The sequence below is a fragment of the Streptomyces sp. NPDC002309 genome, assembly GCF_053593375.1.
This window is the reverse complement of sequence record NZ_JBSFCI010000015.1, coordinates 117996-136900: the sequence shown is the minus strand read 5'-3', so window position 1 is coordinate 136900 and position 18905 is coordinate 117996. Positions and strand designations below refer to the sequence as shown.

15 protein-coding genes are annotated in these 18905 nt (G+C 70.4%); 12 read left to right on the top strand and 3 right to left on the bottom strand.

Going from position 1 to position 18905, the window contains the following annotated elements; genetic code table 11:
- Positions 1-16: 16 nt before the first annotated feature.
- Positions 17-2401 carry an MFS transporter gene (locus ACWCPM_RS15225; protein WP_450976618.1) on the bottom strand — a complete coding sequence of 795 codons (2385 nt, stop codon included), beginning with the start codon at positions 2399-2401 and terminating at the stop codon, positions 17-19.
- A gap of 151 nt (positions 2402-2552) precedes the next feature.
- Positions 2553-2996 (bottom strand): SRPBCC family protein, encoded by a 444-nt coding sequence (locus tag ACWCPM_RS15220; protein WP_450976617.1) that lies wholly within the window; start codon positions 2994-2996, stop codon positions 2553-2555.
- Between the two features lie 192 nt (positions 2997-3188).
- On the opposite strand from ACWCPM_RS15220, the gene ACWCPM_RS15215 reads away from it, so the two are divergent.
- From ACWCPM_RS15215 to ACWCPM_RS15205, 3 genes are all read left to right on the top strand, one after another.
- Entirely contained in the window at positions 3189-4226 is a 1038-nt protein-coding gene (locus tag ACWCPM_RS15215; protein ID WP_450976616.1) for an Rv2578c family radical SAM protein, read from the top strand.
- A gap of 152 nt (positions 4227-4378) precedes the next feature.
- A complete protein-coding gene (locus ACWCPM_RS15210) occupies positions 4379-5935 on the top strand; it encodes an alpha/beta hydrolase (protein ID WP_450976615.1) in 1557 nt (518 codons plus the stop codon).
- Positions 5936-6089: 154 nt separating this feature from the next.
- Positions 6090-6620 carry an N-acetyltransferase family protein gene (locus ACWCPM_RS15205; RefSeq protein ID WP_450976614.1) on the top strand — a complete coding sequence of 177 codons (531 nt, stop codon included), beginning with the start codon at positions 6090-6092 and terminating at the stop codon, positions 6618-6620.
- Here ACWCPM_RS15205 and ACWCPM_RS15200 read toward each other — a convergent pair.
- The gene (locus ACWCPM_RS15200) at positions 6617-7228 is read right to left on the bottom strand and encodes an adenylosuccinate lyase (RefSeq protein WP_450976613.1); all 612 of its coding nucleotides are present in this window, start codon (positions 7226-7228) and stop codon (positions 6617-6619) included. The genes ACWCPM_RS15205 and ACWCPM_RS15200 overlap by 4 nt on opposite strands.
- A gap of 369 nt (positions 7229-7597) precedes the next feature.
- Here ACWCPM_RS15200 and ACWCPM_RS15195 point away from each other — a divergent pair, with 369 nt between their 5' ends.
- From ACWCPM_RS15195 to pssA, 9 genes are all read left to right on the top strand, one after another.
- Positions 7598-9403, top strand: a complete 1806-nt coding sequence (locus ACWCPM_RS15195; RefSeq protein WP_450976612.1) for a 3-hydroxyacyl-CoA dehydrogenase family protein — start codon at positions 7598-7600, stop codon at positions 9401-9403.
- A 315-nt stretch (positions 9404-9718) separates the two neighbouring features.
- On the top strand, positions 9719-10549 hold the full coding sequence (locus tag ACWCPM_RS15190; RefSeq protein WP_450976611.1) for a TetR family transcriptional regulator: 831 nt from the start codon (positions 9719-9721) through the stop codon (positions 10547-10549).
- Between the two features lie 420 nt (positions 10550-10969).
- Positions 10970-12307, top strand: coding sequence for a crotonyl-CoA carboxylase/reductase (ccrA, locus tag ACWCPM_RS15185; protein WP_450976645.1), 1338 nt, complete (start codon positions 10970-10972; stop codon positions 12305-12307).
- 10 nt (positions 12308-12317) lie between these two features.
- A complete protein-coding gene (locus ACWCPM_RS15180; protein WP_450976610.1) occupies positions 12318-14345 on the top strand; it encodes a protein meaA in 2028 nt (675 codons plus the stop codon).
- A complete protein-coding gene (locus ACWCPM_RS15175) occupies positions 14342-15307 on the top strand; it encodes an HpcH/HpaI aldolase/citrate lyase family protein (RefSeq protein ID WP_450976609.1) in 966 nt (321 codons plus the stop codon). Before ACWCPM_RS15180 ends, ACWCPM_RS15175 begins: the two co-directional genes overlap by 4 nt.
- Positions 15308-15311: 4 nt before the next feature.
- Entirely contained in the window at positions 15312-15830 is a 519-nt protein-coding gene (locus tag ACWCPM_RS15170; protein WP_450976608.1) for a MaoC family dehydratase, read from the top strand.
- 2 nt (positions 15831-15832) lie between these two features.
- On the top strand, positions 15833-17038 hold the full coding sequence (locus tag ACWCPM_RS15165; protein ID WP_450976607.1) for an acyl-CoA dehydrogenase family protein: 1206 nt from the start codon (positions 15833-15835) through the stop codon (positions 17036-17038).
- A gap of 171 nt (positions 17039-17209) precedes the next feature.
- Positions 17210-17866, top strand: a complete 657-nt coding sequence (locus ACWCPM_RS15160) for a phosphatidylserine decarboxylase (RefSeq protein WP_385375265.1) — start codon at positions 17210-17212, stop codon at positions 17864-17866.
- Complete coding sequence (pssA, locus tag ACWCPM_RS15155) at positions 17853-18707, top strand: CDP-diacylglycerol--serine O-phosphatidyltransferase (protein ID WP_450976606.1); 855 nt, start codon at positions 17853-17855, stop codon at positions 18705-18707. The genes ACWCPM_RS15160 and pssA overlap by 14 nt, the downstream gene beginning before the upstream one ends.
- Positions 18708-18905: the final 198 nt, after the last annotated feature.

Below are 18905 nucleotides of genomic sequence, written 5' to 3'. Positions count from 1 at the left end.
CGCCGCCGCGGGCCGCTCAGTCCTCGTGGCCCAGCTGCAGATCCCGTTCCGTGCGCCCGCCGCCCGCCATCTGGAGCACGGTCGCCACCGGCGGATATCCGGCGGCGATGACCGTGTACTCGCCGGACGACAGGTCGACGAACCGGAAGATGCCGTCGGGCCCGGTGGTGAGGGTGTCGACGACGTTGCCCGCGGCGTCCAGCAGGGTCACGCGGGCGTCCTCCACGGGCCGTCCCCCGCTCGCCCGTACCGTGCCGCGCAGCACGGCGCCGCCCGCGAGTTCGACGTCCTGCCGGGTCTCCCGGGCGGCCTGGACGGTGACGGGGAGCGCGGCGGGGCGGAACGCGGGCGCGCTCGCGGCGAGGGTGTACTCACCGGCGACCAGTTCGGTGATGACGTAGGCGCCCTCGCGGCCGCTGCGGGTGCTGGAGACGACCTCGCCGTGCACGTTGGTGAGGGTGACCATGGCGTCCCGTACGGGCGTGCCGTCGGCGGTGAGCACGCTCCCGGCCAGGCGCCCGGCGCCGCCGAGCACGACGTCCAGCTCGACGGGGCGCTCGCCGACGGTCACGGAGACGGCCTGCGGCTGGTGCCCGCCCGCCGCCGCGATCAGGACGTACGCCCCGGAGCCCGGCGTGGCCAGCGCGTACCGTCCGTCCGCGCCGCTCGCGCCGCGCCCGATCTGCTGTCCGGCGACGTCGATGAGGGTGAGCGCCGCGCGCGGGACGACGGTCCCGTCGGGGTGCTGCACGGTTCCGCAGACGGCGATTCCGGCCGCGTGGGGCGAACGGGCCTGCGGGACGGTGGTGTTCACCGGCGCGCTGTCCGTCTCGGAGGTTCGGTGGGTCACCAGCGGTTTCTCCTTGAGGAAGAACGAGAGCAGCAGGCCGACGACGAGCACGGGCACGAGGTACAGGAAGATCCTCGGCATGGCGTCGGCGTATGCCTGGACGTAGCCGTCGCGCAGCGCCGGGGACAGTGCGTGGACGGCCTGCGGGGTGATGGACTCGGCGTCGGGCAGCACGGCACCCGTACGCGGCAGACGCTCGGCGAGGGAGTCGGTGAGACGGTCGGCGAAGAGGGTTCCGAAGACGGCGGCTCCGACGCTGCCGCCGATCTGGCGCAGGAAGTTGTTGGCGCTGGTGGCCGTGCCCAGGTCGGCGGGGCGCACGGAGTTCTGCACGGCGAGGATCAGTACCGGCATCACCATGCCCATCCCGGCGCCCAGGACGCCCATCCAGATGCTGTAGTGCAGCCGGGGCGTGTCGGCTTCGAGTCCGGAGAGCAGCCACATGCCGACGACGGAGAGGGCGCTGCCGAGGATCGGGTGGATCCGGTAGCGGCCGGTGGCGCTGATGAGCTGTCCGGAGATGATCGAGGCGGCGACGATGCCGCCCATCATCGGCAGCATGAGCAGCCCGGACTCGGTGGCGCTCGCCCCGTCGACCATCTGCAGGAACGTGGGCAGATAGCTGGCGGCGCCGAACAGCGCGACGCCCAGCACCAGGCCGACCAGACCGGTGATGTTGAAGACCGGGTCGCGGAACAGCCGCAGCGGGATGAGGGGTTCGGCCGCGAAGTGCTCGACGACGACGAACAGCGCGGTGGCGGCCACGGCGCCGACGGCGAGGCCGAGCACGACACGGGAGTCCCAGGCGTACTCGGTGCCGCCCCAACTGGTCAGCAGGACCAGGCAGGTGGAGGCCGCGGTGAGCAGCAGGGCGCCGAGGACGTCGAGGCGGGCCTTGGCCTCGGGCTTGGGCAGCCTGAGGACGACGGCGACGACGGCCATGGTGACCAGGCCGAAGGGCACGTTGATGTAGAAGCACCAGCGCCACGAGAGGTGGTCGGTGAAGTAGCCGCCGAGCAGCGGCCCGGCGACCGAGGCGACACCGAAGGCGGCGCCGATCAGCCCCATGAACTTGCCGCGCTGCCGGGCCGGCACGATGTCCGCCATGATCGCCTGGACGCCGATCATGAGTCCGCCCGCACCGACGCCCTGCACCGCGCGGAAGGCGATCAGCTGGTCCATGGTCTGCGCGCGGCCCGCGAGGGCGGAGCCGACGACGAAGACGACGATGGCGAACTGGAAGACGCCCTTGCGGCCGAGCAGATCACCGAGCTTGCCGTAGATCGGCAGTCCGACGGTGGCCGTGAGCAGATAGGCGGTGATCGCCCACGACATCCTGTCGAGGCCGTGCAGCTCTCCGACGATCTTCGGCAGCGCGGTGGCGACGATCATCTGCTCCAGCGCGGCCAGGAGCAGGGCGAGCATCAGCGCGAGGAACACCAACCGCACCCGGCGCGGACCGAGTCCGGCGCCCGGGGCGGGCGGTGGCACCTGCCTCGGCGGCGCCACCGCCGCGACCGGTTCGTCCTGCGCCAGAGTGGTCCCGCCCACGTACCGCTCCCCTCGTCACGCTGCCGCACCATTACCGATTAAAAGCGACAACTACCGACAAGCGTGACGAGTTACGGATCCATACCGACGGAACCAGGGATCCACTCGAACCGGTGAGGGACCAACGGCCCTTGCGGACCTGCCTCTTGGGCTACTTCTCCACCTCGACCGCGAGCTTGTCGAGGATCGCGTCGTAGATCCGGGCGAGCCCCTTGGGCGCGAACGTCCTCTCGAAGAAGCCGCCGATGCCGCCCGCGCCCTGCCAGACGGTGACGACGACGACACGGGACTTGCCCTCCCCGGCCGGGGTGACCCGCCAGGTGGTGACCATGGAGGAGTTGCGGTCCTTCTCGACCAGCTCTCCGTCGGTCGGCTCGGTGACCTCCAGGAGGCAGTCGCGGACGCGCTTGCTGGTGGCCTGGAGCTTCCAGTGGACGAGGGTGCCCTCACCGTCGCCGCCCTCGCGCACCTCGTACTCGCTGAAGTGCTCGGGAAGCAGCTTCGCCCGCACGCCGCTGTAGTCGGCGAGGGTGTCGAACACCGTCTCCGGGTCCGCCGCGACGACGCGTTCCGTGGTGGCCTCGACCTGCGCCATGGAGTTCCTCCAGCACCTGAGTTCTCGGGAATCGGGGCAAGCCAACCACCCCGGTCCCCGGCCACCCAAATCGGGGGCACGGATGTGATCGATCGGGTTTCGCGACGCGATCGGAGGTGACGTCCACAGGACCTTCGCACGATCATGGGAACAAGTGTTCTATTGTGGCCCCAGTGCTACCGAGGAGGCGTCATGCGCTGGGAGAACCTCACCCTGGAATCCGGCGACAGCCGCGCCGACGCCGCGCTGTTCGGCGCGGACGCGGTGACCACCCGTACCTTCGACACCCCCGAGTTCGCCGGCATCACCTTCCACGAGGTGCGGGCCCGCTCGATCCTCAACCGGGTGCCGGGTGCCTCCCGCATGCCCTTCGAATGGACGGTGAACCCGTATCGCGGATGCACCCACGCGTGCGTCTACTGCTTCGCCCGCAGGAGCCACAGCTATCTGGACCTCGACACCGGCCTGGGGTTCGACTCCCAGATCGTGGTCAAGGTGAACGCGCCGGACCTGCTGCGCCGCCAGCTCGGCTCACGCCGCTGGCAGGGCGAGCACATCGCGATGGGCACCAACGTCGACTGCTACCAGAGGGCCGAGGGCCGGTACCGGTTGATGCCGGGCATCCTGAGCGCTCTGCGGGACCACGCGAACCCGTTCTCGATCCTCACCAAGGGCACGCTGATCCTGCGCGACCTGGACCTGCTGACCGAGGCGGCCCGGGTGACGGACGTCGGCATCTCGGTCTCCGTCGGCTTCACCGACCCCGAGCTGTGGCGCACCGTGGAGCCGGGCACGCCCGCGCCGGAGCGGCGCCTGGACGTCGTACGCACGCTGGGCGAGCACGGGATCGGCTGTGGGGTGCTGATGGCGCCGGTGATCCCGTTCCTGGGCGACCACCCGGCCCAACTGCGGGACACGGTGCGGGCGATCGCGGCTTCTGGGGCCACCTCGGTGACCCCGCTGGTGCTCCATCTGCGTCCAGGGGCACGCGAGTGGTTCATGGCCTGGCTCGGCCGGGAGCACCCGCATCTGGTGAGCCGCTACGAGAGGCTGTACGCGGACGGGGCCTACGCGCCGAAGTGGTATCAGCGACACATCACCCGGCAGGTGCACGAGCTGGCCCGGGAGTACGGCATCGGCCCCACGCCCGCGGGGGCGCGGCGCCGGATCATGGAGCCGGATCCCGCCCCGTCGGCGGTGGGCGGACAGACTCAACTGTCACTGATCTGAGAGCGTTCCGCCGACGAGCGTTCGAGCGCACCTCGCGGCCCAATCGGGTCAAGAATCGACCGAACACGTTCTTCCAGGGGCCCGCTCCGGGACGATCCGGCGAGGGCCGCGGGACTCGCGGTCCGCAACCCTCCGTCCTGGGAGGACCCCCCTTGAAGAAACGTGCAGCCGCGCTGTGCGGCGCCGCGGTCGTGGTGGCCGGGACGTTCGCGGCCGTCCCCGCCCGCGCGAGCGCCCCGGACGTCACCGGGCCGGCCTGGAAGAAGTGCGCCACCGCGAACCATCCGACGCTCCAGTGCGCGTCCCTGGAGGTGCCGCTGGACCACGCGGACCCCGACGGGCGGAAGATCACCCTTGCCCTGTCCCGGATCCCGCACACCGCGAAGACGTACCAGGGACCGCTGCTGGTCAACCCCGGCGGTCCCGGCGGCAGCGGTCTGAAGCTCGCCGGGTTCGTCGCCTCCTCGCTGCCCGAGTCGGTGGCGGCCCAGTACGACGTCATCGGCTTCGACCCGCGCGGCGTCGGCGGCAGCAAGCCCGCGCTGAACTGCGCTCCGGGCCACTTCGACCCGGTGCGCGCCGACTCCGTGCCGGCCACCCCGGCCGTCGAGCAGGCCGACCTGGCGCGCGCCAGGTCCTTCGCCGACGCCTGCGGCAGGAAGTACGCGAGCGAACTGCCGCACATGAACACGCTCGGCGCCGCCCACGACATCGACCTGATCCGGCACGCCCTCGGCGCCCCGAAGATCAGCTACCTCGGCTACTCGTACGGCACCTACCTCGGCGCGGTCTACGCCAAGCTCCATCCGGACCGGGTGCGGCGTATGGTCCTCGACTCCGTCGTCGACCCGGACGGGGTCTGGTACGAGGCCAACCTCGCACAGGACCACGCCTTCAACGACCGCCACCGGGCCTTCATGGCGTGGGTCGCCGAGCACGACGCCGCCTATCGGCTGGGCAGCGATCCGGAAGAGGTCGAGGCCCGGTGGTACGCGATGCGGGCCGCGCTGGCGGAGAAGCCCGCGGGCGGCACGGTGGGCGCGTCCGAGCTGGAGGACACCTTCCTGCCGGGCGGCTACTACAACGGCTACTGGCCCTTCCTCGCCGAGGCGTTCGCGGCGTACGTGAACGACGGGAGGACCGCCCCGCTGGTCGACGCGTACGAGAACCTCGGCGCGGCCGACGCCGCCCAGGAGAACGGCTACAGCGTCTACACGGCCGTGCAGTGCCGGGACGCCGGCTGGCCGCGCGACTGGGCGCAGTGGCGCAAGGACAACTGGGCGGCGCACGAGAAGGCGCCGTTCATGACCTGGAACAACGCCTGGTACAACGCGCCCTGCGCGTTCTGGCCGACCGACTCCCTGGGGCCGGTGGAGGTGGCCAACGACAAGCTGCCTCCGGTGCTGCTGTTCCAGGCGACACACGACGCGGCCACGCCGTACCAGGGCGGCGCGACGATGCACAGGCTGCTGCGCGGCTCCAGCCTGGTGGTCGAGGAGGACGGCGGCAACCACGGCATCACGCTGAGCGGGAACGACTGCCTGGACCGGCATCTGACGGCGTACCTGACCGACGGCACGGTGCCGCGCGGTGGCGGGGAGGCCGACGCGTTCTGCGCGGCGCTGCCCGCACCCGAGCCGTCGGCCGAGAAGTCCGCCGGTGATGCGCGGGGCGCGACGCTGCACAGGCTGCTGGGCTTCCGCGGCTGAGGCGTCGAGGTGACGACCCGTCGGGGGCCCGGCCGGTGCTCATGGTCCACCATGGACGCATGAGTCAGCCGACCAGGATTCCCGCCCCCGACGCGGTCGCCGCCGAGCGGTGCTCCCACGAGTGCGCGGGAGCACCCCCGGCGGTGACGGCCCTGTGACCGGGCCGCGGGTGCGGGAGCTGGCTCTCGCCGACTGCGGCCGGGTGGCCGAGATCCGTGTCGGCGGCTGGCGGAGCGCCTACCGGGGCCTGATGCCGCAGTCCTACCTGGACGCGCTGAGCGTGCGGCAGGACGCCGACCGGCGACGGGCCCGTTTCGGGCAGGGCGACGGCACGGTGGTGAACCTGGTCGCCGAGCGGGCGGGCGAGGTCGTCGGCTGGGCCTGCCACGGCCCCTACCGCGACGGCGAAGTACGCACCGCGGACGCGGAGTTGTACGCGATCTACGTGCACCCCGAGCGGTACGGCGAGGGCATCGGACACGCGTTGCTGAGCGAGTCCGTACGACGGTGCCGGGCCTCCGGGCACCGGCGGATGCTGCTGTGGGTGCTCCGGGACAACACCGCCGCCCGTCGCTTCTACGAACGGGCGGGTTTCGCGGCGGACGGCGCGCAGGAGCCGTTCGAGGTGGACGGGGTCCAGGTCCCGGAGGTGCGGTACGCGCGGGAGTTGACCGAGGCAGGTTAGTCATCCGATGCCGCCGCCCCGGGCTCCTTGCCCCGTCGCGGCCCCGGAATCCGCGCGAGCGCCGTCACGGCCGCCTCCGTCAGTTCCGCGAACGCGAGGGCCTCGCCCAGTACGGGACCGGCCCGGCTGTCGCCCAGTTCCCCGAGGCCCTCCACGCACGCGAGGGCCACGCGCCGGTACGGGTCGTGCGGGCGCAGCCGGCGACGCAGCGTGGTGATCAGCGCGGGCACGGACTCCGGGGCGCGCAACTCGACGAGCAGGCGCACCGGGTGCAGCGCGTAGGCGACGCGCAGTTCGTTCGTCGCGAGGGCCGCGGCCGCTCGGGCGGTGCGCGGGTCGCCGAGCCGGGCGAGGGCGTGGGCGGCGGAGGCGCAGCGCGGTGGATCGCGGTGGTTGAGGAGCAGGACGAGGGACTCGAAAGCCCGCCGGTCGCCCGCCAGGCCCAGCCGGAAGGCGGCCAACTCCCTGGCCCACAGCGGCCGGCCGGGCGCGACGAGCACTGCGGCGAGTTCGCCGGGTTCCTCGGTGGCGGCCAGCCGCTCGTACTCCGCGGAGCCCCCGGACTCCCGCCGTAAGCGCTCCGTGAGCGTTCGCAACTCTTCGTCCATGGGGCGAGCGTACAAACGATCTCGGCGTCAGGGACCCGGATCACAGGGACAAGGGCTGGCGCGCTCGTTACCCGCGAGTTAAGCTCATCAGAGCGAGTTACCCGCTCGCATCCTGCTCGCGACGGCCTGGTGACGCAGCCGCTCGCGAGAGCAGTCGGTCCGGTACCTCAGGTACCGCAGTGCGACTCGGCCCCGGGACAGGGCCGGTCGGTCATCACCGTTCCCGGGCGTGTGCACGTCCGCGGAGACGGCACCGGGCCTGTGCGCTCGGCAGCCCGGCATCACCCGCACTCCTCACGCATCCGTCGCGTCCATGACGCGACCGGGCGCGATTTCCCAGTCGTCACCTCATTTTCCAGGAGTCCCGCGATGGCCACTCCCCTGTCCGACCGTCCTCTGTCCCCGCTCCGGACCATCGCCGTCGTCGGCCTGGGCACCATGGGCACCGGCATCGCCGAAGTCCTCGCCAGGGCCGGCCGCGAGGTCGTCGGCATCGACATCAGCGAGTCCCAGGCGGTGCGTTGTGTCGCCGCCCTGGAGTCCTCCACGGCGCGCGCCGTCCAGCGCGGGCGCCTGACCGAACAGGAGCGCGCGGACGCCCTCGCCCGCGTCCGCACCTCCACCGACCTGCGCGCCGCCGCCGACGCCGACCTGGTGATCGAGGTGGCCCCGGAGTCGTACGAGATCAAGCACCAGATCTTCCGCGAACTGGACGGTGTGGTGCGCCCGGAGACCATCCTCGCGACCGGCACCAACGCGCTGTCCGTCACGCGCCTGGCCGCCGATTCGGCCCGCCCGGAGCGCGTGCTGGGCCTGCACTTCTTCAACCCGGCCCCGGCCATGAAGCTGGTCGAGGTGGTCTCCTCGGTGCTCACCGCGCCGGGGGCGGTCGCCGCCGTCACGGACCTCGCGATCGAGCTGGGCAAGGAGCCCGTGGCGGTCGGGGACCGGCCCGGATTCGTCGCCGACGGGCTGCTCTTCGGGTATCTGAACCAGGCCGCCGCGATGTACGAGGCGAGGTACGCCTCCCGCGAGGACATCGACGCCGCGATGCGGCTCGGCTGCGGGCTGCCCATGGGCCCGCTCGCCCTGCTCGACCTGATCGGCGTGGACACCGCGCGTACCGTCCTGGAGGCCATGTACACGGCGTCCCGCGACCGTCTGCACGCCCCCGCGCCGATCCTGAAGCAGCTCAGCGAGGCGGGCCTGACGGGACGCAAGGCGGGCCGCGGCTTCTACACCTACGAGGCCCCGGGCAGCGCGACGGTCGTGCCGGACGCGCTGACGCCGCGGGAGGGCGGGAACCTCACGCCGGGCCGCCCGGTCCGCTCGGTCGGTGTCGCGGGCTCCGGCACCATGGCGTCGGGCATCGCCGAGGTGTTCGCGAAGGCCGGGTACGACGTGGTCCTCGCCGCCCGCAGCGAGGAGAAGGCCGCCGCGGCCAAGGCCCGTATCGGCAAGTCCCTGGCACGCTCCGTCGACAAGGGCCGGCTGACGGCCGAGGCGGCGGCGCAAACACTGGAGCGGATCACCCCGGCGGGCTCGTACGACGCGTTCGCGGACGTCGACCTGGCCGTCGAGGCGGTCGCCGAGGACCTGGAGGTCAAGCGGCAGCTGTTCGCCGCGCTGGACAAGGTCTGCAAGCCCGGCGCGGTCCTGGCGACGACGACCTCGTCGCTGCCGGTCGTCGCGTGCGCCCGTGCCACCTCGCGGCCGCAGGACGTGATCGGTATGCACTTCTTCAACCCGGCCCCGGCGATGAAGCTGGTCGAGGTCGTGCGCACGGTGCTCACCGCGGACGACGTCCACGCCACCGTCCGTGAGGTGTGCGCCAAGGTCAGGAAGCACGCCGTGGACTGCGGCGACCGGGCCGGGTTCATCGTCAACGCCCTGCTGTTCCCGTACCTGAACAACGCGATCAAGATGGTGCAGGACCACTACGCGTCCCTGGACGACATCGACGCGGCGATGAAGCTGGGCGGCGGCTACCCCATGGGCCCGTTCGAGCTGCTGGACGTGGTCGGCCTCGATGTGTCGCTGGCCATCGAGAAGGTCCTGCACCGCGAGTTCCGCGACCCGGGACTGGCCCCGGCGCCCCTGCTGGAGCACCTGGTCGCCGCGGGCTGCCTGGGCCGCAAGACGGGCCGCGGCTTCCGCGAGTACTCCCGCCGCTAGGGGTCTCCCGTGGATCGATCCGGCCCCGGCGGGCGGCACGGCGCGACCCCGCCGGGGAAGGTCGCCGGGGCCCCGCGCCCGTCGCGCGACGCCGAGGGTTCACCGGCGGGCGAGCCCTCCGACGCGCGGGCCCGGCCCCGGGGCTCCGGCCCGCTCCACGAGGGGCCGCCCGGCCGGTCCGGCGACGGGTTCAGGACGGGCGGGGAATGGGGCGGACTGCTCGCGCCCGGCAGCCGTTCCCCGGCCGCCCGGCCCGGCGGACCCCCGCCCGGCAGGGGTGGGGGAAACCCCGGACCTGCGCATCGAGCTGGGCACATGCAGTACGTTCAGGGCATGCCCCAGCCCGCCAGGTCCTCACGTACACCCGCCTCGTCCGACGCGCCGGAGAGCGCCGCGGGCGGTCGTGCCGCCGCCCAACGGCTGAAAATGCGCCGGGAACTGGCGGCCGCGGCGATGGAGCTGTTCGCGACCAAGGGCTACGAGGCGACCACCGTCGACGAGATCGCGGCCCAGGCGGGCGTCGCCCGCCGCACCTTCTTCCGCCACTTCCGCTCCAAGGAAGAGGCGATCTTCCCGGACCACGACGACACCTTGATCAGGGCGGAGGCCGTGCTGAACGCGGCACCCGCGCACGAGCACCCGCTCGACACGGTGTGCCGCGGGATCAAGGAGGTCATGAAGATGTACGCGGCCCGCCCGGAGATCTCGGTCGCCCGCTACAAGCTCACGCGTGAGGTGCCCACCCTGCGCGAGGCGGAGATCGCCTCGGTGGCCCGCTACGAGCGCCTGTTCACGCGCTATCTGCTCGGCCACTTCGACGAGCACGCCCACGACGACGACGCCAACGACGACCCGCTGCTTGCCGAGGTCGCCGCGTCCGCCGTCGTCACCGCCCACAACCACGTCCTGCGGCGCTGGCTGCGCGCGGGCGCCCAGGGGGACGTGGAGGCCCAGCTGGACCACGCCTTCGCGATCGTGCGCAGGACGTTCGGGACGGGCATCGGGATAGGGCGTTCGACGGCGGCACCGAAGCCGGCTCCGGCCTCGGTCTCGGCGCACGGGGAGGTGCTGGTGACGGTCGCCCGCACCGACGCCCCGCTGGAAGAGGTCATGAGGACCATCGAGGAGGCGCTCAAGGACCGCTGAGCCGCCCCGCGCCTGTGACGACGGCCACCCGCCCGGGTGGCCGTTTTGGCATGTCAGGGCATCTTTTCGGCGCGTCCTGAGACCCGATTCGATCGATCATCGCTCATTTGTTACGTAAAGATTTCATCTGAGAGCAAGTCCTGGCACCCAGTGCCTTGCCGTATGACACGGGGTGCCATACGTTGATGGTGTCCGGGCGGCCGGCGTGCAGCGACCTTTCGTACGCCGGCTGTCCCAGCAAACCGATGGTTTGCGCGCCCGGACGCCTGCGTCACAGGCAACCTCCCGCGCCACAAAGCGCTGCCGAACAGGCACCACCCGCCGGACCGACGGCACACCCTCATCCCTCAGCAGCACCCGACGTAACCCTCAGCGCCCCTCCCTTCGGGGGCGCTCACCGCCGGAGGCAACACCGTGACCGTGATGGACATCCTGGACGCGATCCAGTCGCCCGACTCCACGCCGGCCGACTTCGCCGCTCTGCCGCTCCCCGAGTCGTACCGCGCGATCACCGTGCACAAGGACGAGACGGAGATGTTCGCGGGCCTCGAGACCCGCGACAAGGACCCTCGCAAGTCGATCCACCTGGACGAGGTCCCGGTGCCGGAACTGGGTCCCGGTGAGGCCCTGGTGGCCGTCATGGCCTCGTCGGTGAACTACAACTCGGTGTGGACCTCGATCTTCGAACCGCTGTCCACCTTCGGCTTCCTGGAGCGCTACGGCCGCACCAGCGAGCTGGCCAAGCGCCACGACCTGCCGTACCACATCATCGGCTCCGACCTCGCGGGTGTCGTCCTGCGCACCGGCCCGGGCGTCAACTCCTGGAAGCCCGGTGACGAGGTCGTCGCGCACTGCCTGTCCGTCGAGCTGGAGTCCAGCGACGGCCACAACGACACGATGCTCGACCCCGAGCAGCGCATCTGGGGCTTCGAGACCAACTTCGGCGGTCTCGCCGAACTCGCGCTGGTCAAGTCCAACCAGCTGATGCCCAAGCCCGCCCACCTGTCGTGGGAGGAGGCCGCGGCCCCGGGCCTGGTCAACTCCACCGCGTACCGGCAGCTGGTCTCCCGCAACGGCGCCGGCATGAAGCAGGGCGACAACGTCCTGATCTGGGGCGCGAGCGGCGGACTCGGCTCGTACGCCACCCAGTTCGCGCTGGCCGGCGGCGCCAACCCGGTCTGTGTCGTCTCCAGTGAGCAGAAGGCGGACATCTGCCGGTCGATGGGCGCCGACGCGATCATCGACCGCAGCGCCGAGGGCTACCGGTTCTGGAAGGACGAGAACACCCAGGACCCGAAGGAGTGGAAGCGCTTCGGCAAGCGCATCCGGGAACTCACCGGCGGCGAGGACATCGACATCGTCTTCGAGCACCCCGGCCGGGAGACCTTCGGCGCGAGTGTCTTCGTCACCCGCAAGGGCGGCACGATCACCACCTGTGCCTCGACCTCGGGGTACATGCACCAGTACGACAACCGCTACCTGTGGATGTCCCTGAAGCGGATCATCGGCTCCCACTTCGCCAACTACCGCGAGGCCTGGGAGGCCAACCGCCTCATCGCCAAGGGCAAGATCCACCCGACGCTGTCCAAGGTCTACGCGCTGGAGGAGACCGGCCAGGCCGCGCACGACGTCCACCGCAACGCCCACCAGGGCAAGGTCGGCGTGCTGTGCCTCGCTCCCGAGGAAGGTCTCGGCGTGCGCGACCAGGAGATGCGCGACCGGCACATCGACGCGATCAACCGCTTCCGGAACGTCTGAGGAGCGCTGCATGACTGAGCGTCAGAAGGACCGGCCGTGGCTCATGCGCACGTACGCCGGTCACTCCACGGCCGAGGCGTCCAACGAGCTGTACCGGCGCAATCTCGCAAAGGGACAGACCGGTCTGTCGGTGGCGTTCGACCTGCCGACGCAGACCGGGTACGACTCCGACCACATCCTCGCCCGCGGCGAGGTCGGCCGGGTCGGGGTGCCGATCGGCCACCTCGGTGACATGCGCCGGCTGTTCCAGGACATCCCCCTGGAGCAGATGAACACCTCGATGACCATCAACGCCACGGCCATGTGGCTGCTGGCGCTCTACCAGGTCGTCGCGGAGGAGCAGGGCGCGGACATCACCAAGCTCCAGGGCACGACCCAGAACGACATCGTCAAGGAATACCTGTCGCGGGGGACGCACGTGTTCCCGCCGGGGCCCTCACTCCGGCTGACCACGGACATGATCGCCTACACGGTCTCCCACATCCCGAAGTGGAACCCGATCAACATCTGCAGCTACCACCTGCAGGAGGCGGGCGCCACACCGGTGCAGGAGATCGCGTACGCGATGTCCACCGCGATCGCGGTTCTCGATGCCGTACGCGACTCGGGGCAGGTTCCCGAGGAGAAGTTCGGGGACGTCGTGGCCCGTATCTCCTTCTTCGTGAACGCGGGTGTCCGCTTCATCGAGGAGATGTGCAAGATGCGGGCGTTCGGGCGGATCTGGGACCAGGTCACGCGCGAGCGGTACGGCATCGAGAACCCCAAACAGCGCCGCTTCCGCTACGGCGTGCAGGTCAACTCCCTCGGCCTGACCGAGGCGCAGCCGGAGAACAACGTCCAGCGCATCGTCCTGGAGATGCTGGCCGTGACCCTCTCCAAGGACGCCCGCGCGCGGGCCGTCCAGCTGCCCGCGTGGAACGAGGCCCTCGGCCTGCCCCGCCCCTGGGACCAGCAGTGGTCCCTGCGCATCCAGCAGGTGCTCGCCCACGAGAGCGACCTGCTGGAGTACGACGACATCTTCGCGGGCTCGACGGTGATCGAGGCGAAGGTCGGCGAGCTCGTCACGGAGTCGCTGGCCGAGATGGAGCGCATCCAGGAGATGGGCGGCGCGATGGCCGCCGTCGAGTCCGGCTACCTCAAGTCGCAGCTGGTCTCCTCGCACGCGGAGCGCCGGGGGCGGATCGAGTCCGGCCAGGAGAAGATCATCGGCGTCAACATCTTCGAGACGACCGAGCCGAACCCGCTGACCTCGGACCTGGACACCGCGATCCAGACGGTCGACCCGGCGGTCGAGGCCCGTGTCGTCGGCGCCCTGGGGAACTGGCGCGACACCCGCTACCAGCCCCCCTTCAACCACCCTCGCCCCTGCAAGGCGCTGGACCGGCTGAAGGAGGCCGCCAAGGGCACCGGCAACCTCATGGAGGCCACCCTGGAGTGCGTCCGCGCCGGGGTCACGACCGGCGAGTGGTCCGGGGCCCTGCGCGAGGTGTTCGGCGAGTTCCGCGCCCCGACGGGTGTCTCGTCGGCACCGGTGGCCGTCCCCGTCGAGGAGGGCAGCGCCCTGTCCCAGGTGCGCCGCAAGGTGAACCTGACGGCTCAGGACCTGGGCGTGGGCAAGCTGCGCTTCCTGGTCGGCAAGCCGGGCCTGGACGGGCACTCCAACGGCGCCGAGCAGATAGCGGTGCGCGCGCGGGACGCCGGCTTCGAGGTGGTCTACCAGGGCATCCGGCTGACGCCCGAGCAGATCGTCGACGCGGCCCTCGCGGAGGACGTGCACGCGGTCGGGCTCTCCATCCTCTCCGGCTCGCACGCCCAGCTGGTGCCGGACGTGCTGGAACGGCTGCGCGGTGCCGGGGCGCCCGACATCCCGGTCATCGCCGGCGGGATCATCCCGAACGGCGACGCCGAGCAGCTCAGGGCCGCCGGAGTGGCCGCGGTCTTCACCCCGAAGGACTTCGACATCACCGGGATCATCGGCCGTATCGTCGACGAGATCCGCAAAGCGAACAAGCTCGACCCCCTGGAGGTCCCCGCATGACTTCGCCTGTCAACCGCCTGCGTCCGCGGCGCTCCTGTCTCGCGGTCCCCGGAAGCAATCCCCGCTTCCTGGAGAAGGCGCAGGGCCTCCCGGCCGACCAGGTCTTCCTCGACCTGGAGGACGCCTGTGCGCCGCTCGCCAAGCCGGAGGCGCGGCACACCATCGTCAAGTTCCTCAACGAGGGCGACTGGACGGGCAAGACCAGGGTCGTACGCGTCAACGACTGGACGACGGAGTGGACGTACCGCGACGTCGTGACCGTGGTCGAGGGGGCGGGACCCAACCTCGACTGCATCATGCTGCCGAAGGTGCAGGACGCCCAGCAGGTCGTCGCGCTGGACCTGCTGCTGACGCAGATCGAGAAGACGATGGGCTTCGAGGTCGGGCGGATCGGCATCGAGGCGCAGATCGAGAACGCGCGGGGCCTGAACAACGTCAACGAGATCGCGCAGGCCTCGCCGCGGGTCGAGACCATCATCTTCGGCCCGGCCGACTTCATGGCGTCCATCAACATGAAGTCCCTGGTCGTGGGCGAGCAGCCGCCCGGCTATCCGGCGGACGCCTACCACTACATCCTGATGAAGATCCTGATGGCCGCCCGCGCCAACAACCTCCAGGCGATCGACGGCCCCTACCTCCAGATCCGCAACGTCGACGGCTACCGCGAGGTCGCGATGCGCGCCGCCGCGCTCGGCTTCGACGGCAAGTGGGTGCTGCACCCGGGCCAGGTCGAGGCGTCCAACGAGATCTTCTCGCCCTCCCAGGAGGACTACGACCACGCCGAGCTGATCCTGGACGCGTACGACTACTACACGTCCGAGGCGGGCGGCAGGAAGGGCTCGGCGATGCTCGGCGACGAGATGATCGACGAGGCCAGCCGCAAGATGGCGCTGGTCGTGTCCGGCAAGGGCCGTGCCGCCGGCATGCAGCGCACCAGCTCGTTCGAGATCCCGGAGGCGTGAGGCGATGCAGTTCGGGCGCACCTACGAGGAGTTCGAGGTCGGGGCGACGTACAAGCACTGGCCGGGCAAGACGGTCACCGAGTACGACGACCACCTCTTCTGCCTCCTCACCATGAACCACCACCCGCTCCACATGGACAGCAACTACGCCGAGAAGACGACGGACTTCGGCAGGAACGTCGTGGTCGGGAACTACGTCTACTCCCTGCTGCTCGGCATGTCGGTGCCGGACGTCTCCGGCAAGGCGATCGCCAACCTGGAGATCGAGTCGCTCAAGCACGTGGCACCGACCTTCCACGGCGACACCGTCTACGGCCAGACGACCGTGCTGGACAAGTGGCCGTCGAAGTCGAAGAACGACCGCGGCATCGTGCACGTGGAGACCAAGGGCTACAAGCAGGACGGCACGCTGGTCTGCGTGTTCCGCCGCAAGGTGATGGTCCCCACCGAGACGTACATCAAGGAGCGCGGCGGCGAGCAGCCGGGCCGGCCCGAACTCGAGGAAAAGGAACAGGGGAAGTAGCGATGGCGCGACTCGCCCAGACCGCCGGTCTGACCGACGTCCAGCAGGAGATCCTCTCCACGGTCCGGGACTTCGTGGAGAAAGAGATCATTCCGGTCGCCACCGGGCTGGAGCACCGTGACGAGTACCCGCAGGAGATCGTCGACGGCCTCAAGGAGTTGGGCCTGTTCGGCCTGATGATTCCCGAGGAGTACGGGGGTCTGGGCGAGTCGCTGCTGACGTACGCCCTGTGCGTCGAGGAGATCGCCCGCGGCTGGATGTCGGTCTCCGGCATCATCAACACGCACTTCATCGTGGCGTACATGCTCAAGCAGCACGGCACCCAGGAGCAGAAGGACCACTACCTGCCCAGGATGGCGGCCGGCGACATCCGCGGCGCCTTCTCGATGTCCGAGCCGGGTCTCGGCTCGGACGTCTCGGCGATCACCTCCAAGGCGGTCCGCGACGGCGACGAGTTCGTCCTGAACGGCCAGAAGATGTGGCTGACCAACGGCGGCACGTCGTCCCTCGTCGCCATCCTGGTGCGAAGTGACGAAGGTCACCCCGAGGGCACCGCGCCCCATAAGTCGATGACGACCTTCCTGGTGGAGAAGGAGCCCGGCTTCGGCGAGGTCCGGCCCGGCCTGACCATCCCCGGCAAGATCGACAAGATGGGCTACAAGGGTGTCGACACCACCGAGCTCATCATGGACGGTCTGCGGATTCCCGCCGATCGCGTGCTCGGCGGGGTCACCGGACGCGGCTTTTACCAGATGATGGACGGCGTGGAGGTCGGCCGCGTCAACGTGGCGGCTCGCGGCTGCGGCGTCGCCCAGCGCGCGTTCGAGCTCGGCGTCCGGTACGCCCAGCAGCGGCACACCTTCGGCAAGCCGATCGCACAGCACCAGGCCATCCAGTTCAAGCTCGCCGAGATGGCTACCAAGGTGGAGGCCGCACATGCCATGATGGTGAACGCCGCGCGCAAGAAGGACTCCGGGCAACGAAACGACCTCGAGGCCGGGATGGCGAAGTACCTGGCCTCGGAGTACTGCAAAGAGGTCGTGGAGGATGCCTTCCGGATCCACGGCGGTTACGGCTTCTCCAAGGAGTACGAGATCGAGCGCCTCTACCGCGAGGCCCCGATGCTGCTCATCGGCGAAGGCACCGCCGAGATCCAGAAAATGATCATCGGGCGGCGATTGCTCGAGGAGTATCGACTCCAGAGCTGATTGTCCGGAAACGGGGTGTTTTCTTCGAGAAGAAGATCACACCCCGTAGGCACTCTCCGGCCGCCGACTCGGCTTCCTGGCTTACCCAGTTGTGGCACATAGCCGCTACGATCGCGGGAAAGCCGCCGTCCCCCGTCAGAAGCGCGGCATCATCCGCTACGAAGGTCATCCATGCCCCACAGCCAAACCTCTGCACCTCGCGACAGCCTGGTCGGCGTACGCCTCGCGCGCGGAGCATCGCCGTGGCTTCTGCCGACCGTCGCCACCGCCGCCCTCAGCCTGGCCCGCGCCCGCCGCTCCGGCGCGGCGAAGGCCGTCGCCGTTCCCGCCACCGCGCTCGCGGCGGGGATGCTGTGGTTCTTCCGCGACCCCGAGCGTGAGATCACCCAGGGCCGCGTCATCTCGCCGGCCGACGGTGTGGTGCAGAGCATCATGCCGTGGAAGGACGGACGCACCCGCGTCGCGATCTTCATGAGCCCGCTGAACGTCCACGTCAACCGCGCTCCCCTGGCCGGCACCGTGACGTCCGTCGAGCACGTCCCCGGTGGCTTCGTTCCCGCCTTCAACAAGGAGAGCGAGAACAACGAGCGGGTCGTGTGGCACTTCGACACCGAGCTCGGCGACATCGAGATGATCCAGATCGCCGGCGCCGTGGCCCGGCGTATCGTGCCTTACGTGCCCGAGGGCACGAAGGTCGAGCAGGGCGACCGGATCGGACTGATCCGCTTCGGCTCGCGTGTGGACCTCTATCTGCCGGAGGGCGTGGAGGTCGCGGTCGAGGTCGGTCAGAAGACCGTGGCTGGGGTGACTCGAATTGACCGTGATTGACCCGGAGACCCAGGCGGGCTGGGTGCCCGAGGCCGAGGAGTCCGACGAAGAGGAGGAGATGCCGCTCTCTCTCCGCCTCTCGATAGCGGACACCCTCACCCTCGGCAATGCCACGTGCGGCTTCATGGCGGTGTACTTCACCACCACCGGCATCCTGATCCCGCACCTCACCGGCAGCCAGGAGAGCGGCATGGCCCGCCACAGCGCGGCCACCGCGGTGATCCTGATGCTCTGCGCGGCTGTCTTCGACCTGTTCGACGGCCTGGTCGCGCGCAAGCTGCGCTCCTCCCCCATGGGCGCCGAGCTGGACAACCTGTCCGACCTGATCAGCTTCGGCCTGGCCCCGGCGTACTTCGTCCTGGTCTACGGCATGGTCGCCGACGACGCGCACCAGCGGGTGGCGGCGGTCGGCGCGATCGTCGTACTGCTGGCCGTCGTGCTGAGGCTGGCGAGATTCTCCTGTGTGACGCCGACCAACGGCATGTTCCAGGGCATGCCCAGTCCCTTCGGGGCGCTGACGGTCGTGGCCATCGTGCTGCTGGAGCTGCCGTTCGCGGCGACGCTGCTGGCGATCCTGGGCACCGCGTGGCTGATGGTGAGCCGCGTCGAGTACCCGAAGCCGCGGGGCCGCCTGGCCGGTGCGATGCTCGCCTGGATCGTGCTCAGCATGGGTCTGCTGGTGGCCTGGGCCTTCGGCGCTCCCAGCGGCCAGCTGCTGCTCCAGACGGGCTGTGCGCTTCAGCTGGTCATGGGCGCGGTGATCCCGCTGTTCGCCACGGCCCGGCGGGTGAACAACTTCCGCGACAACCGGCGTGAGGCACGGGCGGCGCAGCTGCCGTAGCGCTGCCGCGCGGTCATCCGTGACGTAGGGGCCCCGAACCTGTGAGGTTCGGGGCCCCTGTCCGTTCTTGGGGGGTCGTGCGCGGCTCGGCGCGGAAGCGACCGGGCCGGAGTGTGGCTCGCCGCCGGACGGGACCGGGAGCGCCCCGGCCGGGGATTCCGGCGCTCCGGACGCCCACCCCGGAGTGGGCGGCGAAAC

Coding starts and splice junctions, on each gene's coding strand:
- ACWCPM_RS15220 (WP_450976617.1), bottom strand. CDS start 2,996: ATGGCGCAGGTCGAGGCCACCACGGAACGCGTCGTCGCGGCGGACCCG.
- ACWCPM_RS15215 (WP_450976616.1), top strand. CDS start 3,189: ATGCGCTGGGAGAACCTCACCCTGGAATCCGGCGACAGCCGCGCCGAC.
- ACWCPM_RS15200 (WP_450976613.1), bottom strand. CDS start 7,228: ATGGACGAAGAGTTGCGAACGCTCACGGAGCGCTTACGGCGGGAGTCC.
- ACWCPM_RS15195 (WP_450976612.1), top strand. CDS start 7,598: ATGGCCACTCCCCTGTCCGACCGTCCTCTGTCCCCGCTCCGGACCATC.
- ACWCPM_RS15190 (WP_450976611.1), top strand. CDS start 9,719: ATGCAGTACGTTCAGGGCATGCCCCAGCCCGCCAGGTCCTCACGTACA.
- ACWCPM_RS15180 (WP_450976610.1), top strand. CDS start 12,318: ATGACTGAGCGTCAGAAGGACCGGCCGTGGCTCATGCGCACGTACGCC.
- ACWCPM_RS15175 (WP_450976609.1), top strand. CDS start 14,342: ATGACTTCGCCTGTCAACCGCCTGCGTCCGCGGCGCTCCTGTCTCGCG.
- ACWCPM_RS15170 (WP_450976608.1), top strand. CDS start 15,312: ATGCAGTTCGGGCGCACCTACGAGGAGTTCGAGGTCGGGGCGACGTAC.
- ACWCPM_RS15165 (WP_450976607.1), top strand. CDS start 15,833: ATGGCGCGACTCGCCCAGACCGCCGGTCTGACCGACGTCCAGCAGGAG.
- ACWCPM_RS15160 (WP_385375265.1), top strand. CDS start 17,210: ATGCCCCACAGCCAAACCTCTGCACCTCGCGACAGCCTGGTCGGCGTA.